Raw genomic sequence first — 25,350 nt, 5'->3', positions numbered from 1 at the left:
CGTGTGGGAATGACACCGAGCCGTGCACTGCGTCCCCGAGGCGGCAAGGCGCGGGAATCTGCGGTACGCAACGGTTAGGCAGCGCATCGCGCAATAGACGATCCCGAATGGCAACGTATTCCGTCAAGGAAATCTTCTACACCCTCCAAGGCGAAGGCCTGCGCGCCGGCCGGCCAGCGGTGTTCTGCCGCTTTGCCGGCTGCAACCTGTGGACAGGCCGCGAGCAGGACCGTGCGTCCGCCGTGTGCCGCTTCTGCGATACCGACTTCGTGGGCACCGACGGCACGCTGGGCGGCAAGTTCCCGCAGGCGGCCGAGCTGGCGGCGCTCATCGCCGCGCAATGGCCGGCCGGGCAGGGCCACCGCTACGTGGTGCTCACCGGCGGCGAGCCGCTGTTGCAGCTGGACTCGGCGCTGATCGACGCGCTGCACGCGCAGCAGTTCGAGATCGCCGTGGAGACCAACGGCACGCTGCCGGCGCCCGCAGGCATCGACTGGATCTGCGTCAGCCCCAAGGCGGGGGCGGCGTGGGTGCAGCGCAGTGGACATGAGCTCAAGCTGGTGTTTCCGCAGCCCACGCTGATGCCCGCGGACGTCGAGGCACCCGGCTTCCAGCACCTGCTGCTGCAGCCGATGGACGGCCCGGACCGCCAGGCCAACACCCGTGCGGCCATCGCGCATTGCCAGTCTGATCCGCGCTGGCGGCTTTCGCTGCAGACCCACAAGATCCTGGACATCCGCTGATGACGAGCGCCGACGTGCGCTGCGAGCTCTCGCAGCGCTTCTTCTTCGAAGCCGCGCACACCCTGGGCCGCACGCTGGAAACCGAGGGCAGCCGGCGCATCCACGGCCACACCTACCAGGCCGAGGTGACGGTGGCCGGCGTGCCCGACGCTGCCACCGGCATGGTGATGGACCTGGCGCTGCTGCGCGCCGAGATCGCCCGCGTGCGCGCGCTGCTGGACCATCACTTCCTGGACGAGGTGCCCGACCTGGGCCCCGCCACGCTGGAAAATCTGTGCGCCTACCTGCGCCGCCAGCTGCTGCCCACGGTGCCCGGCCTGTGCGCGGTGATGATCGAGCGCCAGGCGAGCGGGGACCGCTGCCGTCCTGCGCTGGTAATCCGCGCCGCGGGAACGTGCGTTGCCACGGTGAAGGACCACCGCCTCGCACAGCAACGCCCGCCAGGAGACCCCGATGAACGCCCGCCCGGCTTCCGCCGCCGCCCGTCGCCAGCACCGCATGCCGTTCCGGCGCCTGGTACGGCTGCTGCCCGCCGTGCTGCCGGCCCTGCTGGCCGCCTGCGCCACCGGCTACAGCCCGGGGAGCCTGAAGCCCGGCGACTCCATCGACACGGCAGTGCGCCAGATGGGCCAGCCCACCGGGGAATACCCGCGTGCCGACGGCAGCCGGCGGCTGGAATTCGCCCGTGGCCCGTATGGCAAGCACACCTACATGCTGGACTTCGATGCGCAGGGCCGGCTGCTGCAGAGCAGCCAGGTGCTCACCGAAACCACGTTCGCCAGCGTGCAGGCGGGCATGACGGCCGACCAGGTGCGCCAGACGCTGGGCCGCCCGGCGCGGGTGTGGGGCGTGCGCTATCACAACCAGACGGTGTGGAGCTACCGCTACGACACGCCGTTCTGCCAGCTGTTCCACGTCGGCATCACGCCCTCCGGCGTGGTGGAGGACACCAGTTTCGGTCCTGATCCGGCCTGCGACGTGGACGACCGGCGCTTTCCGTTGATGCGCTGACGGCAGCCGTCAACCCGCGCCTGGGCCGGCCGGCGCGGCGTGGCCCAGCAGTGCACTGACGGCCCGGGCCTCCTCCCGCACCGCCCGCGCTGCCACGCCGTCCGCCGACGCATCGAAGGCGCCGGTAGGCCCCAGCACCGTCAAAGCCGCGCACACCCGGCCGCCATGGTCGAACACCGGGGCACTGACGGCGCTGATGCCACGCAGGTTGGTGTCCTTCACCGTGGCGCAGCCGGCGGCCAGCACCGCGTCCGCCAGTCGGCCGATGGCATCGCCCTGGCCCAGCGGCCCGCGCAGCTCGGCGGGCGCTTCGGCCAGTTCCTGCTCGGCCATGGTGCGCAGGCGCGCCTCGTCGCGTTGCCAGGCCAGGAACACTCGCCCGGTGGCCGACCACAGCAGCGGCAGTACCGAACCCACCCGCGCATTGACGGAGATGGGCAGCCATGGCTCCTCGAAGCGCACGATGGTCGGCCCCTTGTTGCCCATCACCGCCACGAAGCAGGTGAGGGACAGCGCCTCCCGCAGCCGCGCGAGCGACGGCTCGGCGGCGCGGATCGGCTCGGCCTGCCGCATGGCGGCCAACCCCAGCGCGATGGCTTCCGCGCCCAGCACGTACTGCTGGGAGCCGGCCGCCTGGGTGACGAACCCTTCCTCGACCAGGCTGGCCAGGTAGCGGTGCACCTTGGCCGGACTTTCGCCCACATGCGCGGCCAGCACGCTGAGGCTGGCGCGCCCCCCAGCCGGCCCAGGCCCTTGAGCACCGACAGGCCGGTCTCGGCCGCCTGCACCCGCTGGCGGCGCTCACGCGAGCGGGGGACTTCGGCGGCGGACAGGGTGGCGGCAACAGGGGGCAGGGCGGTCATGCGGCAAGGGTATGCCCGCTGCAGTCATTACGCAATGCGTATCAAACTTACGCTATGCATGACGACGGCCGCCGCGCCGGGGAGATTCGCTTGAACCATCTGCTGTTGGGCGGCCGCACGCGCCGCACCGTGATCACCGTCGGTCTGGCCGCCCTGGTGGCGGCGCCGGGCGCCTGGGCGCAGGCGGCTGCCTATCCCGCCAAGCCGCTGCGCTGGCTGGTGCCCTACGCCGCCGGCGGCGGGTCCGACTTCCTGGCCCGCACGGTGGCGCAATCGCTGTCGGCCAGGACGGGCCAGCAGGTGATCGTGGAAAACAAGCCGGGCGGCAACACCGCCATCGCCGCCGCGGAAACCGCCCGCGGCACGGCGGACGGCTACACGCTGCTGTCGGCCGACAACGGCACGCTGGTGTTCAACCCGGCGCTGTACAAGAGCCTGACCTACAACGTGAAGGACCTGGCGCCAGTCACGCTGATGGGCCGCTTCCCGATGATCCTGGTCACCGGCCCGGCCTCGACCGCGGCCAATGCCAAGGACTTCATCGCGCAGGCCAAGGCCAAGCCCGGTGGCATCAACTACGCCTCGGCCGGCGCCGGCAGCCCTCACCACCTGGCGATGGAGCTGTTGAAGAGCGAGGCCGGCCTGTTCATGGTGCACGTGCCCTACCGTGGCGCCGCGCCTGCGCTGGCCGAGGTGGCCGGCGGCCAGGTGCCCGCGATGATGGTGGACCTGGCGGCCGGCTCGGCCTTCATCAAGAGCGGCAAGGTGAAGGCACTGGCCGTGGCCAATGCCACGCGGCTGCCCCAGCTGCCCGAGGTGCCCACGTTCGCCGAGCTGGGCATGAAGAACGTGGAAGCCGCGGCCCTGGTGGGCGTGGTGGTGGCGGCCGGCACGCCGCCCGACACCATCGCCGCGCTCAACCGACATCTGGTGGCGGCCATCAACGATCCGGCGGTGAACAAGCGCATGGTGGAGTTCGGCGTGGAGCCGGTGGGCAGCAGCGCCACGCAGTACGCCGACCTGCTGGCCAGCGAGACCACGCGCTGGCACAAGCTGATCCGCGACCTGAAGATCACCCTCGACTGACCGCTGGAAGGAGCCGCCCGATGTCCACCCCCGGTGCCTGCCCTGTGGCCGACGACCTGGCCCCCAACGGCTGCCCGGTGAGCGCCGGCGCGGCCGCCTTCGACCCCTTCGGCGACGGCTACCAGCAGGACCCGCCCGAGTACCTGCGCTGGGCGCGCGAGCAGGAGCCGATCTTCTACAGCCCGCAGCTGGGCTACTGGGTGGTGACGCGGTACGACGCCATCAAGGCGATCTTTCGCGACAACATCACCTTCAGCCCGTCGATCGCGCTGGAGAAGATCACGCCCACCGGCCCCGAGGCCAATGCGGTGCTGGCCAGCTACGGCTATGCGATGAACCGCACGCTGGTCAACGAGGACGAGCCGGCCCACATGCCGCGCCGCCGCGTGCTGATGGAACCCTTCACGCCCGAGGCGCTGAAGCACCATGAGCCGATGGTGCGGCAGCTGACGCGGGAGTACGTCAGCCGCTTCATCGACCACGGCCGCGCCGACCTGGTCGACGAGATGCTGTGGGAGGTGCCGCTCACCGTGGCGCTGCACTTCCTGGGCGTGCCCGAGGAAGACATGGACACGCTGCGCCAGTACTCCATCGCGCACACGGTCAATACCTGGGGCCGGCCGAAGCCGCAGGAGCAGGTGGCCGTCGCCCATGCGGTGGGCAACTTCTGGCAGTTCGCGGGGAAGGTGCTCGACAAGATGCGCCAGGACCCCGATGCGCCCGGCTGGATGCAGTACGGCCTGCGCCAGCAGAAACTGCACCCCGAGGTGGTGACCGACTCCTACCTGCACTCGATGATGATGGCCGGCATCGTCGCCGCCCACGAGACCACGGCCAACGCCACCGCCAATGCGATGAAGCTGCTGCTGCAGCACCCCGACGCCTGGCGCGAGCTGTGCGAAGACCCATCGCTCATCCCGAATGCGGTGGAAGAGTGCCTGCGCCACAACGGCTCGGTGGCGGCATGGCGCAGGCTGGTCACGCAGGAGGCGGTGGTGGAAGGGGTGACGCTGCCGGCCGGCGCCAAGCTGCTGATCGTCACCTCGTCGGCGAACCACGATCCACGGCACTTCGGCGATGCCGACCTGTTCGACATCCGGCGCGACAACGCCAGCGACCACCTCACCTTCGGCTACGGTGCCCACCAGTGCATGGGCAAGAACCTGGCGCGGATGGAGATGCAGGTGTTCCTGGAGGAATTCACCCGCCGGCTGCCGCACATGCGGCTGGCCGAGCAGCAGTTCAGCTACGTACCCAACACCTCCTTCCGCGGCCCGGAGCACCTGTGGGTGGAATGGGACCCGGCGCTCAACCCCGAGCGGCGCGATCCGCAGGTGCTGGCCGCGCAGGCGCCGGTGCGCATCGGCGAGCCCTCGGCCCATGCCATCACGCGGCCGCTGGTGGTGCAGGCGGTCACGCCGGTGGCGCAGGGCGTCGTGCAGCTGACGCTGGCCGCGGCCGATGGCAAGCCGCTGCCGCGCTGGTCGGCCGGCGCGCACATCGACGTGAGCTGCGGCGACACCGGCCTGTCGCGCCAGTATTCGCTGTGCGGCGACCCGGCCGATGCCGGGCGATGGCAGATCGCGGTCTTGCGCGAGCCGGCCAGCCGCGGCGGCTCGGCCTGGGTGCACGGCCAGGTCAAGCCGGGCGACAGGCTGCAGGTGCGCGGCCCGCGCAGCCACTTCCGGCTGGATGAAAGCGCGCGGCGGGTGGTGTTCGTGGCCGGCGGCATCGGCATCACGCCGATCAGCGCGATGGCGCGGCGCGCGCAGGCCCTGGGCATCGACTACCAGCTGCACTACTGCGGCCGCAGCCGCGCCGGCATGGCCTACGTGGCCGAGCTGCAGGCGCTGCACGGCCCGCGGCTGCAGCTGTACATCGGCGACGAGGGCCGCCGACTGGACGTGCAGGCCCTGCTGGCCACGCCGGAACCTGACGTGCAGGTGTATGCCTGCGGGCCGCAGCGGCTGCTGGATGCGCTGGAAGCCGCCTCTTCCGCCTGGCCGGACGACACGCTGCGGGTGGAGCACTTCAGCTCCACGCTGGGTGTGCTCGATCCCGCCAAGGAACACGGCTTCGAGGTGGCGCTGAAGGACTCCGGCCTGGTGATCCCGGTGCGGCCCGACCAGACCCTGCTGCAGGCCCTGCGCGCGGCCAACGTGGACGTGCAGAGCGACTGCGAGGAAGGCCTGTGCGGCTCCTGCGAGGTGCGGGTGCTGGAAGGCGCGGTGGACCACCGCGACGTGGTGCTCACCCGCGCCGAGCGCGAAGCCAATACCCGCATGATGACCTGCTGCTCCCGCGCCTGCGGCGAGCGGCTGACGCTGGCCTTGTAGCCCTTATTGCGGCGCGGCCAGCCAGTGCACGCTGAAGTGGTTCTTCGGATCGGTCCACACCGGCCCGGGCGCGAAGCCGGCCTGCCGGGCCAGGCGGCGGAAGCCTTCCACGGTGAACTTCTGCGAGTTTTCGGTATGCAGCGTCTGGCCTTCCTGCACGGTGAAGGCTTCCCCGCCCAGCTGCACCGTCTGCGTGCGGCGGCTCAGCAGGTGCATCTCGATGCGCTGCAGCCGGGGCTCGAAGAAGGCGTAGTGCGCGAACTGCGTGGTGTCGAAGTTGGTGCCCAGCTCGCGGTTGGCGCGCACCAGCAGGTTCAGGTTGAAGGCGGCGGTGACGCCGGCCGCGTCGTTGTAGGCGGCATGCAGCAGGGCCGGGTCCTTCACCAGGTCGGCACCGATCAGCAGGCCGCCGCCGCGCAGCAGCTCGGCCGCCTGCCGCAGGAAGGTCACCGCCTCGTCGGGCGAGAAGTTGCCGATCGACGAGCCGGGAAAGAAGCCCACGCGGCGGGCGCGGCTGCCGTCGGGCAGGGCGGGCAGCTGGATGGGCCGGGTGAAGTCGGCGGCCAGCGGGTGCACGTCCAGCCCCGGGTGGTCGCGGCGCAGCGCGGCGGCCGCACCCTGCAGGTGGTCCGCCGAGATGTCGATGGGCACGAAGCGCCGCGGCTGCTGCAGCGCCGACAGCAGCAGCCGCACCTTGGTGGCGGAGCCGGCGCCGAACTCGATCAGGTCCGCCTCGGGGCCGATCAGCGAGGCCATCTCCTGTGCATGCCGGTCCAGCAGCGCCAGCTCGGTGCGGGTGGGGTAGTACTCGGGCAGCTCGCAGATGCGGTCGAACAGCGCGGAGCCCGCGGCGTCGTAGAAGAACTTGGGCGATATGCGGTGCGGCGTCTCGGCCAGCGCCAGCCGCATCGCGCGGCCGAACTCGGTGGCGGGCGCGGCGGCATCGGGGCGGGGCGCGGTGGCCGCTGCGCGGCAGAAGTTCGGAATAGGCCATCGTTGCGGTCTCCTTCAGCGGATGTCGCGGGCCAGGCGCAACCCGCTGAATTGCCAGCGCGCGGCCGGCGGAAAGAAGTTGCGGTAGCTCAGCCGGGCATGGCCGGGCGGCGTGGCGCAGCTGGCGCCGCGCAGCACCACCTGGCCCACCATGAACTTGCCGTTGTATTCAGCGGCGGCACCGGGCAGCGGCCGGAAGCCGGGGTAGGGGTCGTAGGCCGAGCGCGTCCATTCCCACACCTCGTGCAGGCCGTGCGGGCGGTCGGTGCCGTCGGCCGCGGCCGCGGCACGGGGGTGCGGATGCAGCGTGGCTTCCGCGCGCTGCAGCATCACGCCGCTGCGGCGCATGGCGGTTTCCCATTCGAACTCGGTCGGCAGGCGGGCGCCGGCCCAGGCGGCATAGGCCGCGGCCTCGTACAGGCTGAGGTGGCACACCGGCTCGTCCAGCTGCAGCGGCTGGGTGCCGAACAGCGTGAACAGCTTTGGCACGGCCTCGTCCAGTGCACTCCAGCCCCAGGGTGCCTGCCAGCTCCCGGCCTGCACCGTGGCCCAGCCTTCGGAGAGCCACCACTGCGGATCGCGGTAGCCGCCATCGCGCACGAAGGCAAGGAACTCGCCGCAGCTGACCGGCCGGCTGGCCAGCTCGAAAGGGTGCAGCAGCACCTCGTGGCGCGGCGTCTCGTTGTCGAAGGAAAAGCCTTCGCGGGCATCGTGGCCCACGCTGGCGATGCCACCTTCGAACGGCAGCCACCGCAGCGGCGCGGCCGCCGCGGGCGCGGTGGCGGCGGTGGGTGCGGGCAGGTAGGCGGGCTGCATCGGGTTCTGCGACAGCAGGTGCTTGACGTCGGTCAGCAGCAACTCCTGGTGCTGCTGCTCATGGTGCAGGCCCAGCTCCACGGCCTGCCGCAGCGCCGCGTCGGCCTGTGGCAGGAAGGCCAGCACCGCTTCGTCCACCGCGGCGCGGTAGCGCAGCACCTCGGCCTGCGCCGGCCGCGTGAGCAGCCCGCGTTGTGGCCGCGGATGGCGCGGGCCCAGCGATTCGTAGTACGAGTTGAAGAGAAAGCCGAAGCGCTCGTCGAAGGGCCGGTAGCCGGGCTGGCCGGCCTGCAGCACCAGCGTCTCGAAGAACCAGGTGGTGTGCGCCAGATGCCACTTCACCGGGCTGGCATCGGGCATGGACTGCACGCACTGGTCTTCGGGCGAGAGGGGTTCGGCCAGGGCCAGCGAATGGCGCCGGACCTCGGCAAAGCGGCGGGCGAGATCGCCGGCCGCCGGGATGGCGGCTTGCTGTTCGTTCTCGGCTGGCAAAAGCGTCTCCCCGGGCGTGGCGTGTGAACTGGAGCGGCACTGCGGCAACGTGCGTGCCCGTGTCATGCCGCCTTGGGTGGGTCGAACTTGCCGGCATCGTCACACGTGCGCAGCCGGGCGGCCAGGGCGTCGATGAAGACCCGGGTCTTCGCAGGCATCAGGCGTCGGCCCGGGAACACCGCCCAGGCGCTGGTGCGCGGAAGCTGCCAGTCGGGCAGCACCCGCACCAGCGCGCCGCGGCGCAGCGCGTCCTCGGCCATGAAATCGCCCACTGCGACGATGCCGGCGCCTTCGCACGCCAGTCGCATCAGCAGGTCGGGCAGGTTGGCCACGGTGCGGCGCGGCGGCACGCCCGTCCAGTGCTGCTCGATGCCGTCGGGCGCGGTGCGGCGCAGCTCCCAGGGCAGCGGCTCGCCGGAGCGGGTCAGCAGCATCAGCGCATCCAGCGACTGCAGCACCTCGGGCGTCTGCGGCTCGCCGTGCGCATGCAGGTAGGCCGGCGCGGCGTACAGGCCGGTGCTGAAGTCGGCCAGCTGCCGCGCGGCCAGCTGGCTGTCGTCGGGCGCCAGGCCCATGCGGATGGCCAGGTCGAAGCTCTCGCCGATCAGGTCCACCCGCCGGGGCGACAGGTCCAGCTGCAGCGTGATCTCCCGGTGGCGCTGGATGAACTGGCCCAGCATGTCCGCGATGACGACGTTGGCGAAGTCCGCCGGCATCGACACCCGCAGCGTGCCGCTGGGCATGGCCTGGCGGTGCAGCGCTAGCGCCAGCGTGCCGTCCACCTCCTCGGCGATGGCGCGGGCATGGTCCAGCACGCCCTGGCCGAACTCGGTGATCACCAGCTTGCGCGTCGTGCGCTGCAGCAGCCGCTCGCCCAGCCGGCGTTCCAGCGCGGCGATGCGCCGGGAAACGGTGGACTTGGGCAGCCGCAGGCGATCGGCCGCGCGGCTGAAGCTGCCGCCTTCCATCACCCGCGCAAACAGCAGCAGGTCGTCGGCATGCAGGCTGGGCGACAGGATGTCGGCGGGGATCATTGTTGCGCTCATGGAACGATCTTATCCAGAAGACTGTCTAGTGGTGCTGCGCTTGCGCCAATACATTGACTGCACGGACACACCGACTTCCCCTCTCTCCCAAGGAGCCCCGATCATGAACATCCTGCAAGTCAATTCCAGCGCCCGCCAGAACGGCCACTCCACCAAGCTGGCCCATGAGCTGGCCCAGGCCCTGGTGGCGGCCCAGCCCGGCGCGCAGCTGAAGGTGCGCGACCTGACCACCCAGCCGCATCCCGCGCTGGACGAAGCCACGCTGGGCGCCCTGTTCACCCCGGTGGACCAGCGCACCCCCGAGCAGGCCGCCCGTGTGGCGCTGGACGATGCGCTGATCGCCGAAGTGCAGGCCGCCGACGTGGTGGTGCTGGGCGTGCCGATGTACAACTTCGGCGTCTCGTCGCAGCTGAAGAACTGGATCGACGCCATCGCCCGTGCCAAGGTCACCTTCCAGTACACCGCCAACGGCCCCGAGGGCCTGCTGAAGAACAAGAAGGTCATCGCGGTGCTGACGCGCGGCGGCCTGTACCGCGACCAGCCGCACGACACCCAGGTGCCGTACCTGCGCAACGTGCTGGGCTTCCTGGGCATGACGGACGTGCAGTTCGTCTACGCCGAAGGCATCGCGATGGGCCCCGAGGCCGAAGCCGCCGCCCTGGCCAGCGCCCGCGAGCAGATCGCCGAACTGACCGCCTGACATCCACCACACCCGCCGACCGAAGGAGCCATGAAGTGACCACCGAAACCCTCGTTCTGCAAGACACCGCCGCCGTGGCGCGTCCGCGCACGGTGGAAAGGCTGGTCGCCGGCATGGCCACCAGCGACGGCGCGGGCGTCAAGCTCACCCGCGTGCTCACGCAGCCGCTGCAGCGCCGGCTCGACCCGTACCTGATGCTCGATGCCTTCGGCACCGACAATCCCGACGACTACATCGCCGGCTTTCCGGACCATCCGCACCGCGGCTTCGAGACCGTCACCTACATGATCGCGGGCCGCATGCGCCACCGCGACAGCGCCGGCAACGAAGGCCTGCTGGGCGATGGCGGCGTGCAATGGATGACCGCCGGCCGCGGCGTGGTGCACAGCGAGCTGCCCGAGCAGCAGGACGGCCGCATGGAAGGCTTCCAGCTGTGGCTGAACCTGCCGGCGAAGGACAAGATGCGCGAGCCCTGGTACCGCGACATCCCCAGCGCCGAGATCCCGGAGTTCACCGCCGAGGGCGTGCGCGCCCGTGTCATCGCCGGCGAGAGCCATGGCGTGCAGGGCGCGGTGCAGCGCGAGGGCAGCCTGCCGCTGTACCTCGACCTGCACCTGGCGCCGGGCGCCCGCTTCGAGCAGCCGCTGCCGGCCGAGCACAACGCCTTCCTGTACGTGTACCGCGGCGGCCTGCAGGTGGGCGAATGCAGCGTGCCGCTGCAGCGCATGGCCATCCTGGCCAACACGCCGGGCAGCGACGGCATCGTGCTGCAGGCCGGCGCCGAGCCCACCCGGGCGCTGCTGATCGCCGGCCGGCCGCTGAACGAGCCCATCGCGCAGTACGGCCCGTTCGTGATGAACAGCAATGACGAGATCTTCCAGGCGGTGGAGGACTTCCGCGCGGGCCGCTTTGCCTGATGTCGCGCCGCCCGCACCCCCGCAGGTGCGGGTGGCAGGCCGGCTGCGTGCACCCGCTTGAGGCGTTGTCCGACAAGGCGTAACAGCAGGCCCGGCGACCATCGCCGCATGGCCCCTCTCTACCGACGTTTGCTGTCCGCCGCCACCTTGAGCGGCGTGTGTTTCCTGCAGGCCTGCGCCGCGCTGCCGCCGATGCCGCCGCGCACCGAGAGCCGGGCGCTGCCCAGCAGCACGCCCAGCGCCCTGGCGCGCCAGGTGGCGGCCGAGCGCGGCGACGAACGTCCCGCGCTGTCCGGCATCCGGCTGCTGGTGGGTGGCGAGGAAGCGCTCGCCGCCCTGCTCATGCTGGTGGACTCGGCCCAGCACACGCTGGACCTGCAGTACTACGCGGTGCTGAACGAGGCCAGCTCGCGCCTGCTGCTGCAGCGCGTGCAGGCCGCGGCCGACCGGGGCGTGCGGGTGCGGCTGCTGATCGACGACTTCAACACCAGCGGCACCGACGATGCGCTGCTGCGGCTGACGCGGCATGCGCGCATCGAGGTGCGGCTGTACAACCCGCTGCCGGCCGGGCGCTTCTCGCTGCCCACGCGGGTGATGGCCTCGCTGCACGACATGGCGCGCATCAACAGCCGCATGCACAACAAGCAGCTGGTGGCCGACAACGCGCTGGCCGTCACCGGCGGCCGCAACCTGGGCGACGCCTACTTCCTGCAGGGCGCCAAGGCGAACTTCGTGGACCTGGACCTGCTGGTGGCCGGCCCGGTGGTGCAGCAGCTCTCGGCCACCTTCGACCGCTACTGGGCCAGCGAACTGGCCTATCCGGCCGATGCCATCATCGCGCCCGATGCCGCGGGCGACGCCCCGCGGCAGCCGCCGGCCAGGCCCACCGAGGCGGCGCTACCGGCGCCACCGGCAGACGACAGCGCCAGCGCACCCGCGCTGCCGCCAGTGGGCGCCGCGCCGCTGGACGCACCTTCGGGCTTGCAGCCGGAAACGCTGGAGCGTCTGCGCAGCCAGGTGGAGGCGATGCGCAAGGGGCCGCTCAAGCTGCAATGGATGCCCGCGCGGCTGTGGGCCGACCGGCCCTCCAAGAGCCAGACGCAGGGCTCGCCGTCGCCCGACGAGATCATGTTCGACGACTTCGCCGGCCTGATGCGCTCGGCCCGGCAGCAGGTGTTCCTGGTGACGCCGTACTTCGTGCCCGGGGAGGCCGGCATGAAGCTCATCACCGAGCTGCGCCAGCGCGGCGTGCGGGTGCGCATCCTCACCGCATCGCTGGCGGGCACCGATGCCCCGGCGGTGCACCTGGGCTACAGCCGCTACCGCGAGGCGCTGCTGGCCCAGGGCGTGGAGCTGTACGAGCTGCGCGCGGAGCCCGGCGGCCCGCAGCCACCCCGCTTCGGCGGCGTGCACTCGCGCACCAACCTGCATGCCAAGGCCATGCTGGTGGACGGCGGCACGGTGGTGGTGGGGTCGATGAACTTCGATCCGCGCTCGGCCAACCTCAACACCGAGATGGGTCTGGTCACGCGCAGCACCGCCTTCGCGGGGCAGGTGGAAGCGCTGCTCACCGGCATTACCCAGCGCGCCGCCTGGCGCGTGACGCTGGAAGGCAGCGGCGGCCTGGTGTGGAACCACACCGACGACAAGGGCCAGCCGCTGCGCTTCACCCATGAGCCGGACACCTCCGTGTGGAAGCGCTGGGGCCTGAAGCTGCTGGGCCCGCTGGCGCCGGAGGAGATGCTGTAGCGCCGCCGCTCAGGTGCGTCGGCGCGCGCCGATGGTGTAGCGGCCGGTGCCGCTGCTGCGGTCGTAGTGGCGCACCTGCACGTAGTAGTCGCCGGGCAGCAGCGCCTTGCTGATGCGCGGATTCAGTCCGTAGCCGCTGTCGTCGTCCTCGGCGATCAGCGCGGTGGGGCTGCCCGGGCCGAACAGCTTCATGTACACGTCGGTCGGGCCGCGGGTGTCGATCTCGTACACGCCCTCGGCGTCCACCTTCAGCAGGAACACGTCTTCCTCGCCAGGGCGGCCGATGGACTGCTCGATGCGCGCGGCGCCCACCGCCAGCGGCAGCGGCTGGGCCACGCCGGGGCTGCTGCGCGGGTACATCTTGGCGCCGGCCACGAACTCCTTGTCCAGGCGCGAGAGCACCTCGTTGGCCCGCGTGGCCACGCCGTTGAGCGTCCACTCGGCCGGGAAGGCGTACAGCATGATCGACTCGGGATCGAACTCGGTGCCGTTGATCTGGTCGACCGAGTACTTGCGGAACACGTTGTGCCGCACCGTGGCCTCGTCCCAGAAGTTGGGCGGGCCGGCCAGCGCGGCGATGACCACCGGCTCGTTCCACCGGATGCCGCCCTCGGGGTTGCTGTGCTCATGGCCCAGGCCGATGGCATGGCCGAACTCATGCGCCGCGGTGCCGCCGTCGAGGAAGCCCAGGTTCATCGTGGCCTGGTTCAGCGGCACGCTGCGGGCATCGGTGCCCACCATGGACCAGGCGCCGTCGTTGGCATCGAAGCTGATGCGGATGTCGGCATTGGGCATGTTGCCGAACTCGAACTTCAGGTTGGCCACCGCCTCCCACCAGCCCGCCTCCTCGCGGGCGGTGGCGCGCTGGCTGGCGGTGCCGCCGATGAAGCGCACCTTCAGCGTGGAGCCGTTGAGCCAGGTGGTGCCGCGCACCGCCACCGCACGGGCGCGGCCGCCGGGGCGGGGCGCGGCCAGCGGCTGCGGGCGCATCAGGTTGCGCGGCAGCACCCGGTCGTAGCAGCAGCGGGCGGCCGGGCGGAACGGCTGGCCTGTGTCATCGGCTGGGCGGTCGGTCGTCGGATCGGGCATGGCAGGCTCCAGTGAGGTGGCGGTCTGTTGCGTACCTTAGGCATTTCCGCGTTGGCGTGCCACGGTGAGCCTGACAAGCTAGGGACGCGGAGCTAGGGATGCCGGCTGCGGCATCATCCGCGGCCATGAAACAGGCCCCCTTCTTGGCGCTGCACCAGGTCAGCCGCCGTTTCGCCAACGGCGTGCAGGCGCTGCAGCAGGTGGACCTGCAGGCCGCGCGTGGCGAGTTCGTGAGCCTGCTCGGGCCTTCCGGCTGCGGCAAGAGCACCGTGCTTCGCCTGCTGGCGGGGCTGGATGCGCCCAGCAGCGGCAGCGTGCAACGCCCGGCCGACGACGTGGGCTACGTATTCCAGGAGCCCACGCTGATGCCCTGGGCCACCGTGGCCGACAACGTGCGCCTGCCGCTCCGCCTGCGCCGGGCGCCGCGTGCGCAGGCCGATGCCGCAGTGCGGTCCGCGCTGGCCGCGGTGGGGCTGGACGGCTTTGCGCAGGCCCTGCCGCGGGAGCTGTCCGGCGGCATGAAGATGCGTGCATCCATCGCCCGGGCGCTGGTCACGCGCCCTTCGCTGCTGCTGCTGGACGAGCCCTTCGCGGCGCTGGACGAGATCACCCGCTTCAAGCTCAACCAGGACCTGCTGGCGCTGTGGCAGCGCGATGCCTTCACCGCGGTGTTCGTCACCCACAGCGTGTTCGAGGCCGTGTTCCTCAGCCAGCGCATCGTGGTGATGGGCGCTCGGCCCGGCCGCGTGGTGGCCGAGGTGATGGTGGACGCGCCCTATCCGCGGCTGCCGGCCTTCCGCAGCAGCCCGGCGTTCATCGGTTGGTGCGCGGAGGTGTCGCAGGCGATGGAGCAGGCCAGCGAGGCCGCGCTGTGAGCGGCCCCCGTGCCGAGGCGCCGTGGCTGCGCTGGGTGGTGCCCGCCGTCGTGGCCGTGGCCGCGCTGGTGGGCTGGGAGGCCGTGGTGCGCCTTTACCAGCTGCCGCAGTACCTGCTGCCCGGCCCGGTGCTGGTGGGCAAGACGCTGTGGGCCAACTTCGGCTCGCTCATGGGCAGCTGGTGGTTCACGGTGAAGATCACCTTCGGCGCGCTGGCGCTGGCCATCGTGGGTGGGGTGCTGCTGGGCGGGCTGTTCGCGGTCTCGCGCTGGGTCGAGCTGAGCCTGTTCCCCTTCGCGGTGGTGCTCCAGGTGACCCCCATTGTGGCCATCGCGCCGCTGATCCTGATCTTCATCGACAGCACCACCGCAGCGCTGCTGCTGTGCGCCTGGATCGTGGCCTTCTTTCCCATCCTGGCCAACACGGTGGTGGGCCTGCGCAGCGCCGATGCGCGGCTGCGTGACCTGTTCCGCCTGTATCGCGCCACCCGCTGGCAGACGCTGGTGCACCTGCTGGTGCCTTCGGCGCTGCCGTACTTCATGGCCGGGCTGCGGGTGGCGGCGGGGCTGTCGCTCATCGGCGCGGTGGTGGCCGAGTTCACGGCCGGCGCCGCCGGCCGCGAGACGGGCCTGGCCTCGCGCATCCTGGAAGCCAGCTTCCGCACCGAGATGCCCAAGATGTTCGCCGCGCTGGTGCTGGTGTCGCTCACCGGCATCGCGCTGTACGGGCTGATGCTGCTGCTGTCGCACTGGCTGCTGGGGCGTTGGCATGACAGCGAAAGGGTGGCCGACTAGCCCTGCTGTTACCGGTTGGCACACCGCTCGCTATAGTCCGCCCACCCCTTCAGCCGCCGTCCGACCATGCCCTACCGCGCCCTTGCCCTTGCCGTCCTCACCGTCAGCGCACTGGGCGCGCAGGCGCAGACCAAGGTGGTGTTCGCCACCAACTGGAAGGCCCAGGCTGCGCACGGCGGCTTCTACCAGGCGCTGGCCGACGGCACCTACAAGCGCATGGGCCTGGACGTGGAGATCCGCCAGGGCGGCCCGCAGGTGAACAACCGGCCGCTGCTGCCGGCCGGCAAGATCGACTTCCTGATGACCGGCAACCTGCTGCACAGCTTCGACAACGTGAAGAACGGCGTGCCGGTGATCGTGGTGGCGTCCATGTTCCAGAAGGACCCGCAGGCCTTGTTCGCCCACCCGGACCAGGGCTACAAGCAGTTTGCCGACCTGAAGAACGCGCCCACCGCCTTCATCGCCAAGGATGCGCAGTTCTCGTGGTGGAGCTGGCTCAAGGCCGAATACGGCTTCAAGGACGAGAACCTCAAGCCCTACAACTACAACCTGGCGCCCTTCCTGTCGGACAAGAAGAGCATCCAGCAGGGCTACGCGGTGGAGGAGCCGATCTCCATCGAGAAGCAGGGCGGCTTCAAGCCGCTGACCTTCCTGCTGGCCGACCACGGCTACAGCACCTACTCCACCACCATCGAGGCCCGCACCGAGATGGTCAAGAACGACCCCGATCTCATCCGCAGCTTCGTCAATGCGTCGGCCATGGGCTGGGTGAGCTACCTGTACGGCGACCGCCGCCGCGCGGATGCGCTGATCAAGCGCGACAACCCGGAGATGACCGACGAGATGCTGGACAAGTCGGTCGCGCTGATGAAGAGCCTGGGCATCGTCGATTCCGGCGACGCCACCACGCTGGGCATCGGCGCCATGAAGCCGGAGCGGGTGAAGGACTTCTACGACAAGATGGTCAAGGCCGGCCTGTACAAGCCTGGCGAGGTCGACCTGAGCAAGGTCGCCACGATGCAATTCGTGAACAAGGGCGTGGGGCTGGACCTGAAGAAGCAGCTCGGCGGCAAGTAAGCTCGGGTTTCCCCCAATCACCAGGGCCGGCTACATGCCGGCCTTGTCATTGCTGCCCTGGCCGATGTACTTGTTCTGGCACACCGTCACCCGCTTCGGCGAAGCCCAACTCCTGCTGCCGGCACTGCTGGCCGTCACCGCCTGGCTGGCCCTGCGCGCCGGTGCGGCCCGCGTGGCGCTGGTGTGGCTGGGCACCACCGCCGTGGCCGCGCTGCTCACCACCGCCAGCAAGGTGGCCTTCATCGGCTACGGCGTGGGCTACGCGCCGCTGGATTTCACCGGCATCTCCGGCCACGCAATGTTCTCCGCCGCCATCCTGCCGCTGCTGGCGCGCGAGACGGTGGGCGCATCGCATCCGCGCTGGCATGCGCCGGCGGTACTGGCCGGGCTGGCGCTGGCTGCGCTGGTGGCGGTGTCACGAGTCAAGGTGCATGCCCATTCGCCGTCGGAATGCTGGGTCGGCTTCGGCCTGGGCGCGGCTTCCAGCCTGCTGGCGCTGCGCGCGGCCGAACTGCCCCAGGCCAGCGCGCCGAAGAAGCTGGTGCTCATCGTGGGCGTGTGGCTGGCGGTGGCTGTGGCGGGCGCGCCGCCCTCGCGCACGCATGATTGGGTGACGCAGCTATCGGTGCAGCTGGCTGGCCGCAGCCAGCCCTATACCCGCGCGCAGATGCACCGCGAATGGCAGCAGCAGCAGCAGCGGCTCAACGGCCGCGTGGTGGCGCCATAGCGTCGCGCAGCGCGGCTTCGTACGCTTCGAAGCGCTGCAGGTCGCCATGGCCGGCACCGGCCACGCGGTGCAGCCGCACGCCGGGCAGCGTGCGCGCCAGCGCCTCGCTGTGGGCCAGCGGGATCAACGTGTCGCGATCCCCATGCACCAGGTCGATGGGCAGCGCCGTGCCTGCCAGCGCCCGCAATGCGGCATCGGTGCGCAGCGGGTAGCGCAGCAGTGGCGCGGGCACGAAGGGGTACTGCTCGGCCGCCATCTGCACCATGCTGCGGTAGGGCGAGACCAGCAGCAGCGCCTGCGGTCGCTGCGCCGGCGGCAGGTCGGCGGCCAGCCGGGCCGCCAGTCCGGTGCCCAGCGAGCGGCCGAGGAACACCACATGCCGGCCCGCGTACTGCGGCGCCACCCGGGCCCAGGCGGCCTGCACGTCGGCCAGCAGCTGCTGCTCGCTCTCGATGCGGCCGGTGCTCTTGCCATAGCCACGGTAGTCCAGCATGAACAGGTCCATGCCCAGCGCGCGGTAGAAGTCGAGGTTGACGAACCAGCGCTCCAGGTTGCCTGCGTTGCCATGCAGGAAGAACACCACGCCGCGTGCACCGGGGCGCCGCAGGTGCAGCGCATTCAGCCGCGCGCCGGGCACGTCGATGAACACCTCCTGCGCGTCGGCCGGCAGGTCGAAGCGGTGGTCGGCGGCCAGCGGCACCGGATGGAAGATCAGCGTCTCCTGCTTCCACCACAGCGCCCCCAGCATCAAGGCATAGGCCGCCAGGGCCACCACCAGCAGGGCGGCCAGCGCCTTCCAGGCCAGGCGCCGCATCATCCCAGCGGGGATACGCCGATGAGCCAGCTGTGCAGCCAGAAGACGAACAGCAGCCACACGCCCACGCCGGCCACCAGCGTGATGACGGTGCCGCGCAGCGTGCCGGGCGGGTACACCGTGCCCTCGCGCCGGTCACGCCGGCGCGAGACGGCATACAGCACGATGGCCCACACCAGGAAGCTGCCGAACAGCACCACGTCGGCCAGCATGCCGTTGGCCAGCAGGTGGGCGAAGGCCCAGACCTTCACGCCCAGCACCATCGGATGGTGCAGCGCGGCCTTGATGTGGTTGCGCGGGCTGTCGGAAGCGGCCAGCAACACGAAGGCGATCAGCGTGAGCAGCAGTGCCGCATGCCGCATGCCACGCGGCGGCTGCCACAGCAGCACCGGGTCCAGCCGCGCCTGGCCGTAGCCCCACACGATGAGCACCAGCCCGGCCAGCGACACCAGCGAGTACAACCCCTTCCAGCGCCGCAGCCCGTGCGCGGCGATCTGCCGCTGGCGAAAGCCTTCGGCAAAGATGCGCGTGGCATGGGGGCCGAGGAACAACAACAGTCCGGCGATCAAGGCGGTCATGGCGATGGCGCTGTGCGCGATGGCGGGAATGCCGGCATTCTCACCCTCCAGCCATCACGAACGAGGAGGTGAGATGAGCGAGGCCCAAGCCGGCGCCGTGCCGGCAGACAAGCGCTTTTACTGGGAGGACTTTCCGGTGGGCAGCGTGCGCGAGTTCGGCGCCAAGCGCGTCACGCGCGAGGAGATCATCCGCTTTGCCGGCGAATTCGATCCGCAGCCTTTCCACCTGAGCGACGAAGGCGCTGCCCGCTCGTTGTTCGGCCGCCTGTGCGCCAGCGGGTGGCACACCTGCGCGATGGTCATGCGCATGATGTGCGACGAATACGTGCTGGACAGCAGCAGCCTGGGCTCGCCGGGCATCGAGAACCTGCGCTGGCTCAAGCCGGTGTACGTGGACGATGTGCTCAGCGTGCGCCTGGAGGTGCTGGAGGCCCGGCCCATGGCCAGCAAGCCGCAGGTAGGCTTGGTGCGTTCACGCTGGCAGGCCAGCAACCAGCACGGCGAGCCGGTGCTGACCATGGAGGGCTGGGCCATGTTCGGCCGTCGCCCGGGCGCGGCCTAGAAACGCGAACGTTCGGCCAGCGCCACGCTGCCGCCGGGCAGGCCGCGCTCCAAGCGGTCTTCCAGCTCGCCCAGCGTGGCCGCGATCGCATTGGCGTTCTGCTCGAAGGCCAGGCGCTGGCGGTCTTCCAGCTGCTCCATGCGCTGCACCAGGGCGCTGCGCGTCTGCTCGTGGGATTGGGCGAGGCGCAGGGTCTCGGCGGCGATGAAGCTGCGCAGCTCGGTGAAGCGCGAGGCCTCGGCGGTGTCGGCCAGGGCACGCTGGGCCTGCAGGTCCTTGTTCAGCCGGCGCTGCTCCATCAGCAGCGTGGCCTGCAGCGAGATGGCCCAGACCACGAACACCACGCTCAGCACGGCCACCAAGCCCAGCATGATCAGGCCCAGCGGCGCTTCCACGGTGGTGAAGCCCAGGTACAGCGGCGTGGGCGTGGCAAACGCCGACCAGTTCAGCAGCGCAAAGCCGGCGGTGAGCACCAGCACGGCGAGCACGAGCAATGTGCGACTCATGGGTTTCTCCTTGTTCGATCCGGCACCGCGACGCGGCAGCCCGGGCGCCGAGTGTCGCCGCTGGCGCAACCCATGGGCTGTCGGACAACACCCCGTCACATCCTCTGCGGCTAAACTCGGCCGCAGATTCAGGAGAGCGCATGCCACCACCGGCATGCCGCCGAAGGCGCAACCTCCCATGCACGCTCAGGCACCGTACTGGATCTGTCGATTGGCCGACGCTGGAGAGTGAAGCCCGCCACGGGCTTCCACCGAAGGAGCAAGGCGCCATGCCCGTGAGGGGCCGGCGCTGAATCTCTCAGGTACCGAGGACAGCGGGAGCGGCACGAGCGCGGATGCGTTCGTCCCTTCCATGACTGTTCGTTTCCTGAGAGTACCTCCATGAAAGTCATCGTTCTCGGCGCCGGCGTGACCGGCGTGACCTCGGCGTGGTTCCTGCAGCAGGCCGGCCACGACGTCACCCTGATCGACCGCCAGCCCGGCGCCGGCCTGGAAACCAGCTTCGCCAATGGCGGGCAGATCTCGGTCTCGCATGCCGAGCCCTGGGCCAATCCCGGCGCGCCGCTGAAGGTGCTGAAGTGGCTGGCGCGCGAGGATGCGCCGCTGCTCTTCCGCCTGCGGCCCGATGCGCAGCAGTGGCTGTGGGGCCTGCAGTTCCTGCGCGAATGCACGCCGGCACGCACGCGCCACAACATCCGGCAGATCGTCAACCTGGGCCTGTACAGCCGCAGCACGCTGCAGCAGCTGCGCGCGCAGCTGGACATCCCGTACGACCACCTCACAAAGGGCATCCTGCACTTCTACACCAGCCAGCAGGAGTTCGATGCCGCGCAGGAGCCGGCCCGCGTGATGCGCGAGCATGGCTGCGAGCTGGACATGAAGACGGCCGACGAGTGCGTGCAGATCGAGCCTGCGCTGGCCCAGTGCCGCGACCGCATCGCCGGCGGCAGCATGACGCCCAGCGACGAATCGGGCGACGCCCACGCCTTCACGCAGGTGCTGGCGCGGCATGCGCAGGCGGCCGGGGTGCGCTTCTTCACCGACACCCGCATCGTTGGCATCGAGCGCGAGGGCGACCGGCTGGCCGCGGTGCAGGTGGCCGATGCCGACGGCAAGGTGCGCCGCGAGGCAGCCGACAGCTTCGTGCTGTGCATGGGCTCGTTCAGCGCGGCCTTCGCGCGGCAACTCGGCATCACGCTGCGCATCTACCCGGCCAAGGGCTACTCGGTCACGTTGCCGGTGATCGACCCGGCGAACTCGTACAACGTCTCGCTGACCGACGACGAGTACAAGCTGGTGTTCTCCCGCCTGGGCGACCGGCTGCGCATCGCCGGCACGGCCGAGCTCAACGGCTACGACACCTCGCTGAACCTGGTGCGCTGCGAAGCCATCGTGCGCCGCACCCGCGAGCTGTTCCCGCAGATGACGGACGGCCAGGGCGCCCGCTACTGGACCGGGCTGCGACCGGCCACGCCGTCCAACGTGCCCTACATCGGCCGCTCGAGGATCAGCAACCTGTTCCTCAACACCGGGCATGGCACGCTGGGCTGGACGCATTCCTGCGGCTCCGGCCGTGCCATCGCCGACATCGTGAGCGGCCGCGTGCCGGAGCTGGACTTCGCCTTCTGCGGCCTGCCGCAGGCGGCGCCGGCCGGGCGGCTGGCCGCCGCGTAAGGCTTCAGCTGGGCACGGGCCGGGCCAGCCGCCGGTAGGCCAGCAGCGCCAGGCCGCCGGCCACCGCCATGGCCAGGCCCATCGGGCAGGCGCTGCCGTCGTTCATCAGGCCGACCGCCGCGCCGCTGGCGCTGGCCAGCGTGAACTGCAGCGTGCCCATCAGCGCCGATGCGCTGCCGGCCTGGTGGCCCTGGTGGGCCAGTGCCCCGGCGGCTGCATTGGCGCCGACGAAGCCCAGCGATGCCACGAACACGAACAGCCCCAGCAACGTGCCCGGCAGCGCCAGGGCCGGCCATGCCGGCGTGAGCAGCGCCACCGCCAGCAGGCCAGCACCGGCAAACGCAGCCACGGCAAGCGCGGCTTGCAGCAGCGTGCCCGCGTCATGCTGCTTGAGCAGCCGGTGGTTGAGCTGCGCCGCGGCCACCAGGCCCAGCGCATTGGCGCCGAACACCAACCCGTAGGCCTGCGGCGAGAGCCCGTGCAGCTCGATCAGCACGAAGGGCGAGGCCGCGATGTACGCGAACATGCCGGCATTGGCCAGGCCGGTGGCCAGCGCATGGCCCAGGAAGCGGCGGTCCCGCAGCAGCCCGGCGTAGGTGCGCAGCGCCTTCAGCGGCGAGGTGTCGCGGCGCTGCGCGGCCGGCAGCGATTCGGGCAGCGCCAGCCACGAGGCCAGCAGCCCGGCCACGCCGCAGGCCGCCAGGATCCAGAACACCAGGCGCCAGCCGCCCAGGCCCAGCACCGCCGAGCCAGCCAGTGGCGCCAGCATCGGCGCCAGGCCCATCACCAGCATCAGCCGCGACAGCACGCGGGCGGAGGTTTGCGGATCGAACCGGTCGCGCACCATGGCCATGGGCACCACGATGCACACGCAGCCGCCCAGCGCCTGCAGCAAGCGCAGCGCGGTGAGCATGGCCACGCCCTCGGCCAGTGCACAGCCGATGGAGGCCAGCAGGTACAGCGCCAGCCCGGCATACAGCGGCGGCTTGCGGCCGAAGCGGTCGGCCAGCGGCCCGTGGAAGGCCTGGCCCAGCGCCATGCCCAGGAAGTAGGCGGCCAGCGTGTACTGCACCTGGCCGGCGGAGACGCCCAGCTCCGCGGCGATGGCCGGGAAGGCGGGCAGGTACATGTCGATGGACAGCGGCGCGAAAGCCGCCAGGCCGCCGAGCACTAGGATGAGCGAGAGCGGCGCGCGGGCCGCCGGCAGCGCGGCTGCGGAAGAGATGGTCATGCCGGCACTATACGGCCAGTTGGTTGATTCAATCAACCAATTCGCCGATATGATGGAGGCGTCCGTGGCGACGCAACAAGATGGAGACAAGATGCCCGCAGTACGCACCGAGGACGACCTGCTGCAGCCCGTGATCACCGTGTTCAACGGCTACCGCGGCTGGATGCAGCAGGCACTGGACGAGCAGGCGATTCCGGCCAGCCCGCTGGACATGTTGCTGCTGTCCATCGTGGCCGAAGGCGATGGCGTGTCGCAGCAGCAGCTGGTGCAGGCCACCGGGCGCGACAAGGCCCAGGTCACCCGCATGGCCGCGCGGCTGGTGCAGGCCGGCCTGCTGGCGCGCGAGCCCGACGCGCAGGACGGCCGCCGCTGGCGCCTCACCCTCACCGAGGAGGGCAAGGCCGCCCACCGGCACATGGGCCGGCAGCGCAAGCGCCTGGCCGCGCTGCTGGCGGCCGACCTCAGCGCAGAGGAACAGGCCACGCTGGCGCGGTTGCTGGGCCGCATGAGCGCGCGGCTGCCCGGCGCGGGCGGCTGAAGCGCGCGCGGGTCTTACAGTGGCGTTTTGCCCCTGTTCAGGACCTGCTGCATGACCACCACCACCGTTCTCGTCACCGGCGCCAGCGCCGGCTTCGGACTTGCCATCGCCGAACGCTTCCTGGCCGATGGCGCCCGCGTGATCGCCGCCGCGCGCCGCGCCGACCGGCTGCAGGCGCTGGCCGACAGGCACCCCGGCCGCGTGCTGCCGCTGGCGCTGGACGTCACCGACCGCCCGGCCGCCGCCGCCGCGCTGGCCGCGCTGCCGGCCGACTTCGCGCAGGTGGACGTGCTGGTGAACAACGCCGGCCTGGCCCTGGGCCTGGCCCCCGCCCACCAGGCCGACCTGGACGACTGGGAACGCATGATCGCCACCAACTGCGCCGGGCTGGTGAACGTCACCCGCGCCATCGTGCCGGGCATGGTGTCGCGTGGCCGCGGCTCCATCATCAACATCGGCTCCATCGCCGGCGAGGTGCCTTACCCCGGCGGCAACGTGTACGGCGCCACCAAGGCCTTCGTGCACCAGTTCACCCACAACCTGAACGCGGACCTGATCGGCACAGGCGTGCGGGCCACCTGCGTGGAACCGGGCCTGGTGGGCGGCACCGAGTTCTCGAACGTGCGCTTCCATGGCGACGACCAGAAGGCCGCCAGCGTGTATGCCGGCACCCAGCCGCTGACGGCCGAGGACATCGCCGACACGGTGCACTGGCTGGCCACGCGGCCGGCGCACGTGACCATCAACGCCATCTCGATGATGCCCAACTGCCAGTCGTTCGGGCCGCTGCAGATCCGCCGCAGCTGAGGCGCGCAGGGGCGTTCATGGCCCCACCGGCGTGGCGGGGAACGCCGGTTGCCACAATCCCGGCATCCGCTTCCAACACGCCACAACAAGATGACACAGCGCCTTTCCGTCGCCAAGGACAAGCTCAAGTTCGTGCTGCTCGAGGGCATCCACGCCACCGCGGTGGATGCGCTGCAGGCCGACGGCTATACCCAGATCGTCACCTCGCCCAAGGCCTTGACCGGCGACGCGCTGGTCGAAGCCATCCGCGACGCGCACTTCCTGGGCATCCGCTCGCGCACGCAGCTCACGGCCGAGGTGCTGAAGCAGGCGCCCAAGCTGGCGGCGGTGGGCTGCTTCTGCATCGGCACCAACCAGGTCGACCTGGATGCCGCCATGCACCTGGGCATCCCGGTGTTCAACGCGCCGTTCAGCAACACCCGCAGCGTGGCCGAGCTGGTGCTGGCCGAGGTCATCATGCTGATGCGCGGCATTCCGCAGAAAAACGCGCAGCAGCACCGCGGCGGCTGGGACAAGAGCGCCGCCGGCTCCTACGAGGTGCGCGGCAAGACGCTGGGCATCGTGGGCTACGGCCACATCGGCACGCAGATCGGCGTGCTGGCCGAACACGTGGGCATGCGCGTGATCTTCCACGACATCGAGGCCAAGCTGACGCTGGGCAATGCCACGCAGGTGGCCTCGCTGGACGAGTTGCTGGCCCATGCCGACGTGGTCACGCTGCACGTGCCCGAGCTGCCTTCCACCGTGAACCTGATCGGCGCGGCGCAGCTGGCGAAGATGAAGCCGGGCGCGCACCTGATCAATGCCTCGCGCGGCACGGTGGTGGACATCGACGCGCTGGCCGACGCGCTGGAGCGCAAGCACATCGGCGGCGCGGCCATCGACGTGTTCCCGGTGGAGCCCAAGGGCAACGATGCCGTGTTCGAGTCGCCGCTCACGCGCTTCGAGAACGTGATCCTCACGCCGCACATCGGCGGCAGCACCGCCGAGGCGCAGGCCAACATCGGCCGCGAGGTGGCTGCCAAGCTCATCCGCTACAGCAACAACGGCTCCACCGTCTCGGCGGTCAACTTCCCCGAAGTGACGCTGCCCGAGCACACCGGCCGCAGCCGGCTGTTGCACATCCACCGCAACATCCCGGGCGTGCTGGCCAGCGTGAACGAGCGCTTCTCGCAGGCGGGCGTCAACATCGCCGCGCAGTTCCTGCGCACCAACGACGACGTGGGCTACGTGGTGATCGACGTCGACAGCGCCACCAGCGATGCGGCCCTGGGCCAGCTGTGCAGCGTGCCCGGCACCATCCGCTGCCGCGTGCTGTATTGAGGA

At 70.7% G+C, this 25,350-nt stretch carries 24 protein-coding genes, 2 pseudogenes and 2 riboswitches; of the genes and pseudogenes, 17 read left to right on the top strand and 9 right to left on the bottom strand.

Going from position 1 to position 25,350, the window contains the following annotated elements; all coding sequences use genetic code 11:
* The first annotated feature begins 107 nt into the window (after window positions 1-107).
* The 3 genes and pseudogenes from queE (at window position 108) to bamE (ending at window position 1,754) form a co-directional block, all read left to right on the top strand.
* Entirely contained in the window at window positions 108-743 is a 636-nt protein-coding gene (gene queE / locus LRS14_RS12965; protein WP_257799806.1) for a 7-carboxy-7-deazaguanine synthase, read from the top strand.
* Window positions 743-1,066: pseudogene (locus LRS14_RS12960) on the top strand (6-carboxytetrahydropterin synthase); the annotation flags it as partial. The gene queE and the pseudogene LRS14_RS12960, both read left to right, overlap by 1 nt.
* Window positions 1,067-1,196: 130 nt before the next feature.
* Window positions 1,197-1,754, top strand: a complete 558-nt coding sequence (gene bamE, locus LRS14_RS12955; RefSeq protein ID WP_257799805.1) for an outer membrane protein assembly factor BamE — start codon at window positions 1,197-1,199, stop codon at window positions 1,752-1,754.
* A 9-nt stretch (window positions 1,755-1,763) separates the two neighbouring features.
* Here the strand turns inward: bamE and LRS14_RS12950 are convergent.
* Window positions 1,764-2,617 (bottom strand): annotated as a pseudogene (locus LRS14_RS12950) (IclR family transcriptional regulator).
* A 129-nt stretch (window positions 2,618-2,746) separates the two neighbouring features.
* On the opposite strand from LRS14_RS12950, the gene LRS14_RS12945 reads away from it, so the two are divergent.
* On the top strand, window positions 2,747-3,703 hold the full coding sequence (locus LRS14_RS12945; RefSeq protein ID WP_404977582.1) for a Bug family tripartite tricarboxylate transporter substrate binding protein: 957 nt from the start codon (window positions 2,747-2,749) through the stop codon (window positions 3,701-3,703).
* A gap of 20 nt (window positions 3,704-3,723) precedes the next feature.
* Window positions 3,724-6,039, top strand: coding sequence for a cytochrome P450/oxidoreductase (locus LRS14_RS12940; RefSeq protein WP_257799804.1), 2,316 nt, complete (start codon window positions 3,724-3,726; stop codon window positions 6,037-6,039).
* A gap of 3 nt (window positions 6,040-6,042) precedes the next feature.
* Here the strand turns inward: LRS14_RS12940 and egtD are convergent, their stop codons facing one another.
* From egtD to LRS14_RS12925, 3 genes are all read right to left on the bottom strand, one after another.
* A complete protein-coding gene (gene egtD, locus LRS14_RS12935; RefSeq protein ID WP_232315344.1) occupies window positions 6,043-6,948 on the bottom strand; it encodes an L-histidine N(alpha)-methyltransferase in 906 nt (301 codons plus the stop codon).
* 99 nt (window positions 6,949-7,047) lie between these two features.
* Window positions 7,048-8,406, bottom strand: a complete 1,359-nt coding sequence (egtB, locus tag LRS14_RS12930) for an ergothioneine biosynthesis protein EgtB (RefSeq protein ID WP_404977553.1) — start codon at window positions 8,404-8,406, stop codon at window positions 7,048-7,050.
* The gene (locus LRS14_RS12925; RefSeq protein ID WP_257799802.1) at window positions 8,403-9,386 is read right to left on the bottom strand and encodes a LysR family transcriptional regulator; all 984 of its coding nucleotides are present in this window, start codon (window positions 9,384-9,386) and stop codon (window positions 8,403-8,405) included. The genes egtB and LRS14_RS12925 overlap by 4 nt, the downstream gene beginning before the upstream one ends.
* Before the next feature lie 103 nt (window positions 9,387-9,489).
* Between LRS14_RS12925 and LRS14_RS12920 the strand changes: the two genes are divergently transcribed.
* From LRS14_RS12920 to LRS14_RS12910, 3 genes are all read left to right on the top strand, one after another.
* Window positions 9,490-10,086 (top strand): FMN-dependent NADH-azoreductase, encoded by a 597-nt coding sequence (locus LRS14_RS12920; RefSeq protein WP_257799801.1) that lies wholly within the window; start codon window positions 9,490-9,492, stop codon window positions 10,084-10,086.
* 113 nt (window positions 10,087-10,199) lie between these two features.
* Entirely contained in the window at window positions 10,200-11,003 is an 804-nt protein-coding gene (locus tag LRS14_RS12915; RefSeq protein ID WP_257800468.1) for a pirin family protein, read from the top strand.
* A 108-nt stretch (window positions 11,004-11,111) separates the two neighbouring features.
* A complete protein-coding gene (locus tag LRS14_RS12910) occupies window positions 11,112-12,752 on the top strand; it encodes a phospholipase D family protein (RefSeq protein ID WP_257799800.1) in 1,641 nt (546 codons plus the stop codon).
* Window positions 12,753-12,761: 9 nt separating this feature from the next.
* On the opposite strand, the gene LRS14_RS12905 is transcribed toward LRS14_RS12910, so the two are convergent.
* Window positions 12,762-13,841: a M12 family metallopeptidase gene (locus LRS14_RS12905; RefSeq protein WP_083440527.1), complete on the bottom strand. Its 1,080-nt coding sequence runs from the start codon at window positions 13,839-13,841 to the stop codon at window positions 12,762-12,764.
* A gap of 125 nt (window positions 13,842-13,966) precedes the next feature.
* Between LRS14_RS12905 and LRS14_RS12900 the strand changes: the two genes are divergently transcribed.
* From LRS14_RS12900 to LRS14_RS12885, 4 genes are all read left to right on the top strand, one after another.
* Window positions 13,967-14,716 carry an ABC transporter ATP-binding protein gene (locus tag LRS14_RS12900; RefSeq protein WP_257799799.1) on the top strand — a complete coding sequence of 250 codons (750 nt, stop codon included), beginning with the start codon at window positions 13,967-13,969 and terminating at the stop codon, window positions 14,714-14,716.
* Entirely contained in the window at window positions 14,713-15,510 is a 798-nt protein-coding gene (locus LRS14_RS12895; RefSeq protein WP_257799798.1) for an ABC transporter permease, read from the top strand. Before LRS14_RS12900 ends, LRS14_RS12895 begins: the two co-directional genes overlap by 4 nt.
* Window positions 15,511-15,576: 66 nt before the next feature.
* Window positions 15,577-16,587, top strand: coding sequence for an ABC transporter substrate-binding protein (locus tag LRS14_RS12890; protein ID WP_257799797.1), 1,011 nt, complete (start codon window positions 15,577-15,579; stop codon window positions 16,585-16,587).
* 64 nt (window positions 16,588-16,651) lie between these two features.
* Window positions 16,652-17,314 carry a phosphatase PAP2 family protein gene (locus LRS14_RS12885; protein WP_046113001.1) on the top strand — a complete coding sequence of 221 codons (663 nt, stop codon included), beginning with the start codon at window positions 16,652-16,654 and terminating at the stop codon, window positions 17,312-17,314.
* Here LRS14_RS12885 and LRS14_RS12880 read toward each other — a convergent pair.
* On the bottom strand, window positions 17,289-18,128 hold the full coding sequence (locus tag LRS14_RS12880; RefSeq protein WP_257799795.1) for an alpha/beta hydrolase: 840 nt from the start codon (window positions 18,126-18,128) through the stop codon (window positions 17,289-17,291). The two genes, LRS14_RS12885 and LRS14_RS12880, sit on opposite strands and share 26 nt — an antisense overlap.
* Window positions 18,128-18,706: an NnrU family protein gene (locus LRS14_RS12875; protein ID WP_046113002.1), complete on the bottom strand. Its 579-nt coding sequence runs from the start codon at window positions 18,704-18,706 to the stop codon at window positions 18,128-18,130. The genes LRS14_RS12880 and LRS14_RS12875 overlap by 1 nt, the downstream gene beginning before the upstream one ends.
* Before the next feature lie 73 nt (window positions 18,707-18,779).
* On the opposite strand from LRS14_RS12875, the gene LRS14_RS12870 reads away from it, so the two are divergent.
* Entirely contained in the window at window positions 18,780-19,268 is a 489-nt protein-coding gene (locus tag LRS14_RS12870; protein WP_046113003.1) for a MaoC family dehydratase, read from the top strand.
* Here the strand turns inward: LRS14_RS12870 and LRS14_RS12865 are convergent.
* Window positions 19,265-19,774, bottom strand: a complete 510-nt coding sequence (locus LRS14_RS12865; RefSeq protein WP_046113004.1) for a hypothetical protein — start codon at window positions 19,772-19,774, stop codon at window positions 19,265-19,267. The two genes, LRS14_RS12870 and LRS14_RS12865, sit on opposite strands and share 4 nt — an antisense overlap.
* Before the next feature lie 119 nt (window positions 19,775-19,893).
* Window positions 19,894-19,985: riboswitch (glycine riboswitch) on the top strand.
* Window positions 19,986-20,099, top strand: a riboswitch (glycine riboswitch).
* 56 nt (window positions 20,100-20,155) lie between these two features.
* Between LRS14_RS12865 and LRS14_RS12860 the strand changes: the two genes are divergently transcribed.
* Window positions 20,156-21,448 carry a D-amino acid dehydrogenase gene (locus LRS14_RS12860; protein WP_257799793.1) on the top strand — a complete coding sequence of 431 codons (1,293 nt, stop codon included), beginning with the start codon at window positions 20,156-20,158 and terminating at the stop codon, window positions 21,446-21,448.
* A 4-nt stretch (window positions 21,449-21,452) separates the two neighbouring features.
* Here LRS14_RS12860 and LRS14_RS12855 read toward each other — a convergent pair whose 3' ends face one another.
* Window positions 21,453-22,679, bottom strand: coding sequence for a Bcr/CflA family multidrug efflux MFS transporter (locus LRS14_RS12855; protein ID WP_257799792.1), 1,227 nt, complete (start codon window positions 22,677-22,679; stop codon window positions 21,453-21,455).
* A gap of 91 nt (window positions 22,680-22,770) precedes the next feature.
* Here LRS14_RS12855 and LRS14_RS12850 point away from each other — a divergent pair, with 91 nt between their 5' ends.
* From LRS14_RS12850 to serA, 3 genes are all read left to right on the top strand, one after another.
* Entirely contained in the window at window positions 22,771-23,217 is a 447-nt protein-coding gene (locus LRS14_RS12850; RefSeq protein ID WP_257799791.1) for a MarR family winged helix-turn-helix transcriptional regulator, read from the top strand.
* 51 nt (window positions 23,218-23,268) lie between these two features.
* Complete coding sequence (locus tag LRS14_RS12845; RefSeq protein ID WP_257799790.1) at window positions 23,269-24,024, top strand: SDR family NAD(P)-dependent oxidoreductase; 756 nt, start codon at window positions 23,269-23,271, stop codon at window positions 24,022-24,024.
* A gap of 90 nt (window positions 24,025-24,114) precedes the next feature.
* Window positions 24,115-25,347: a phosphoglycerate dehydrogenase gene (serA, locus tag LRS14_RS12840; protein WP_257799789.1), complete on the top strand. Its 1,233-nt coding sequence runs from the start codon at window positions 24,115-24,117 to the stop codon at window positions 25,345-25,347.
* Window positions 25,348-25,350 lie beyond the last annotated feature (3 nt).

It is taken from the genome of Aquincola sp. J276 (assembly GCF_024700035.1).
GTDB lineage: Bacteria > Pseudomonadota > Gammaproteobacteria > Burkholderiales > Burkholderiaceae_C > Aquincola > Aquincola tertiaricarbonis.
Note: the sequence above shows the minus strand (reverse complement) of the source record. Positions and strands in the feature narration are given on the sequence as shown.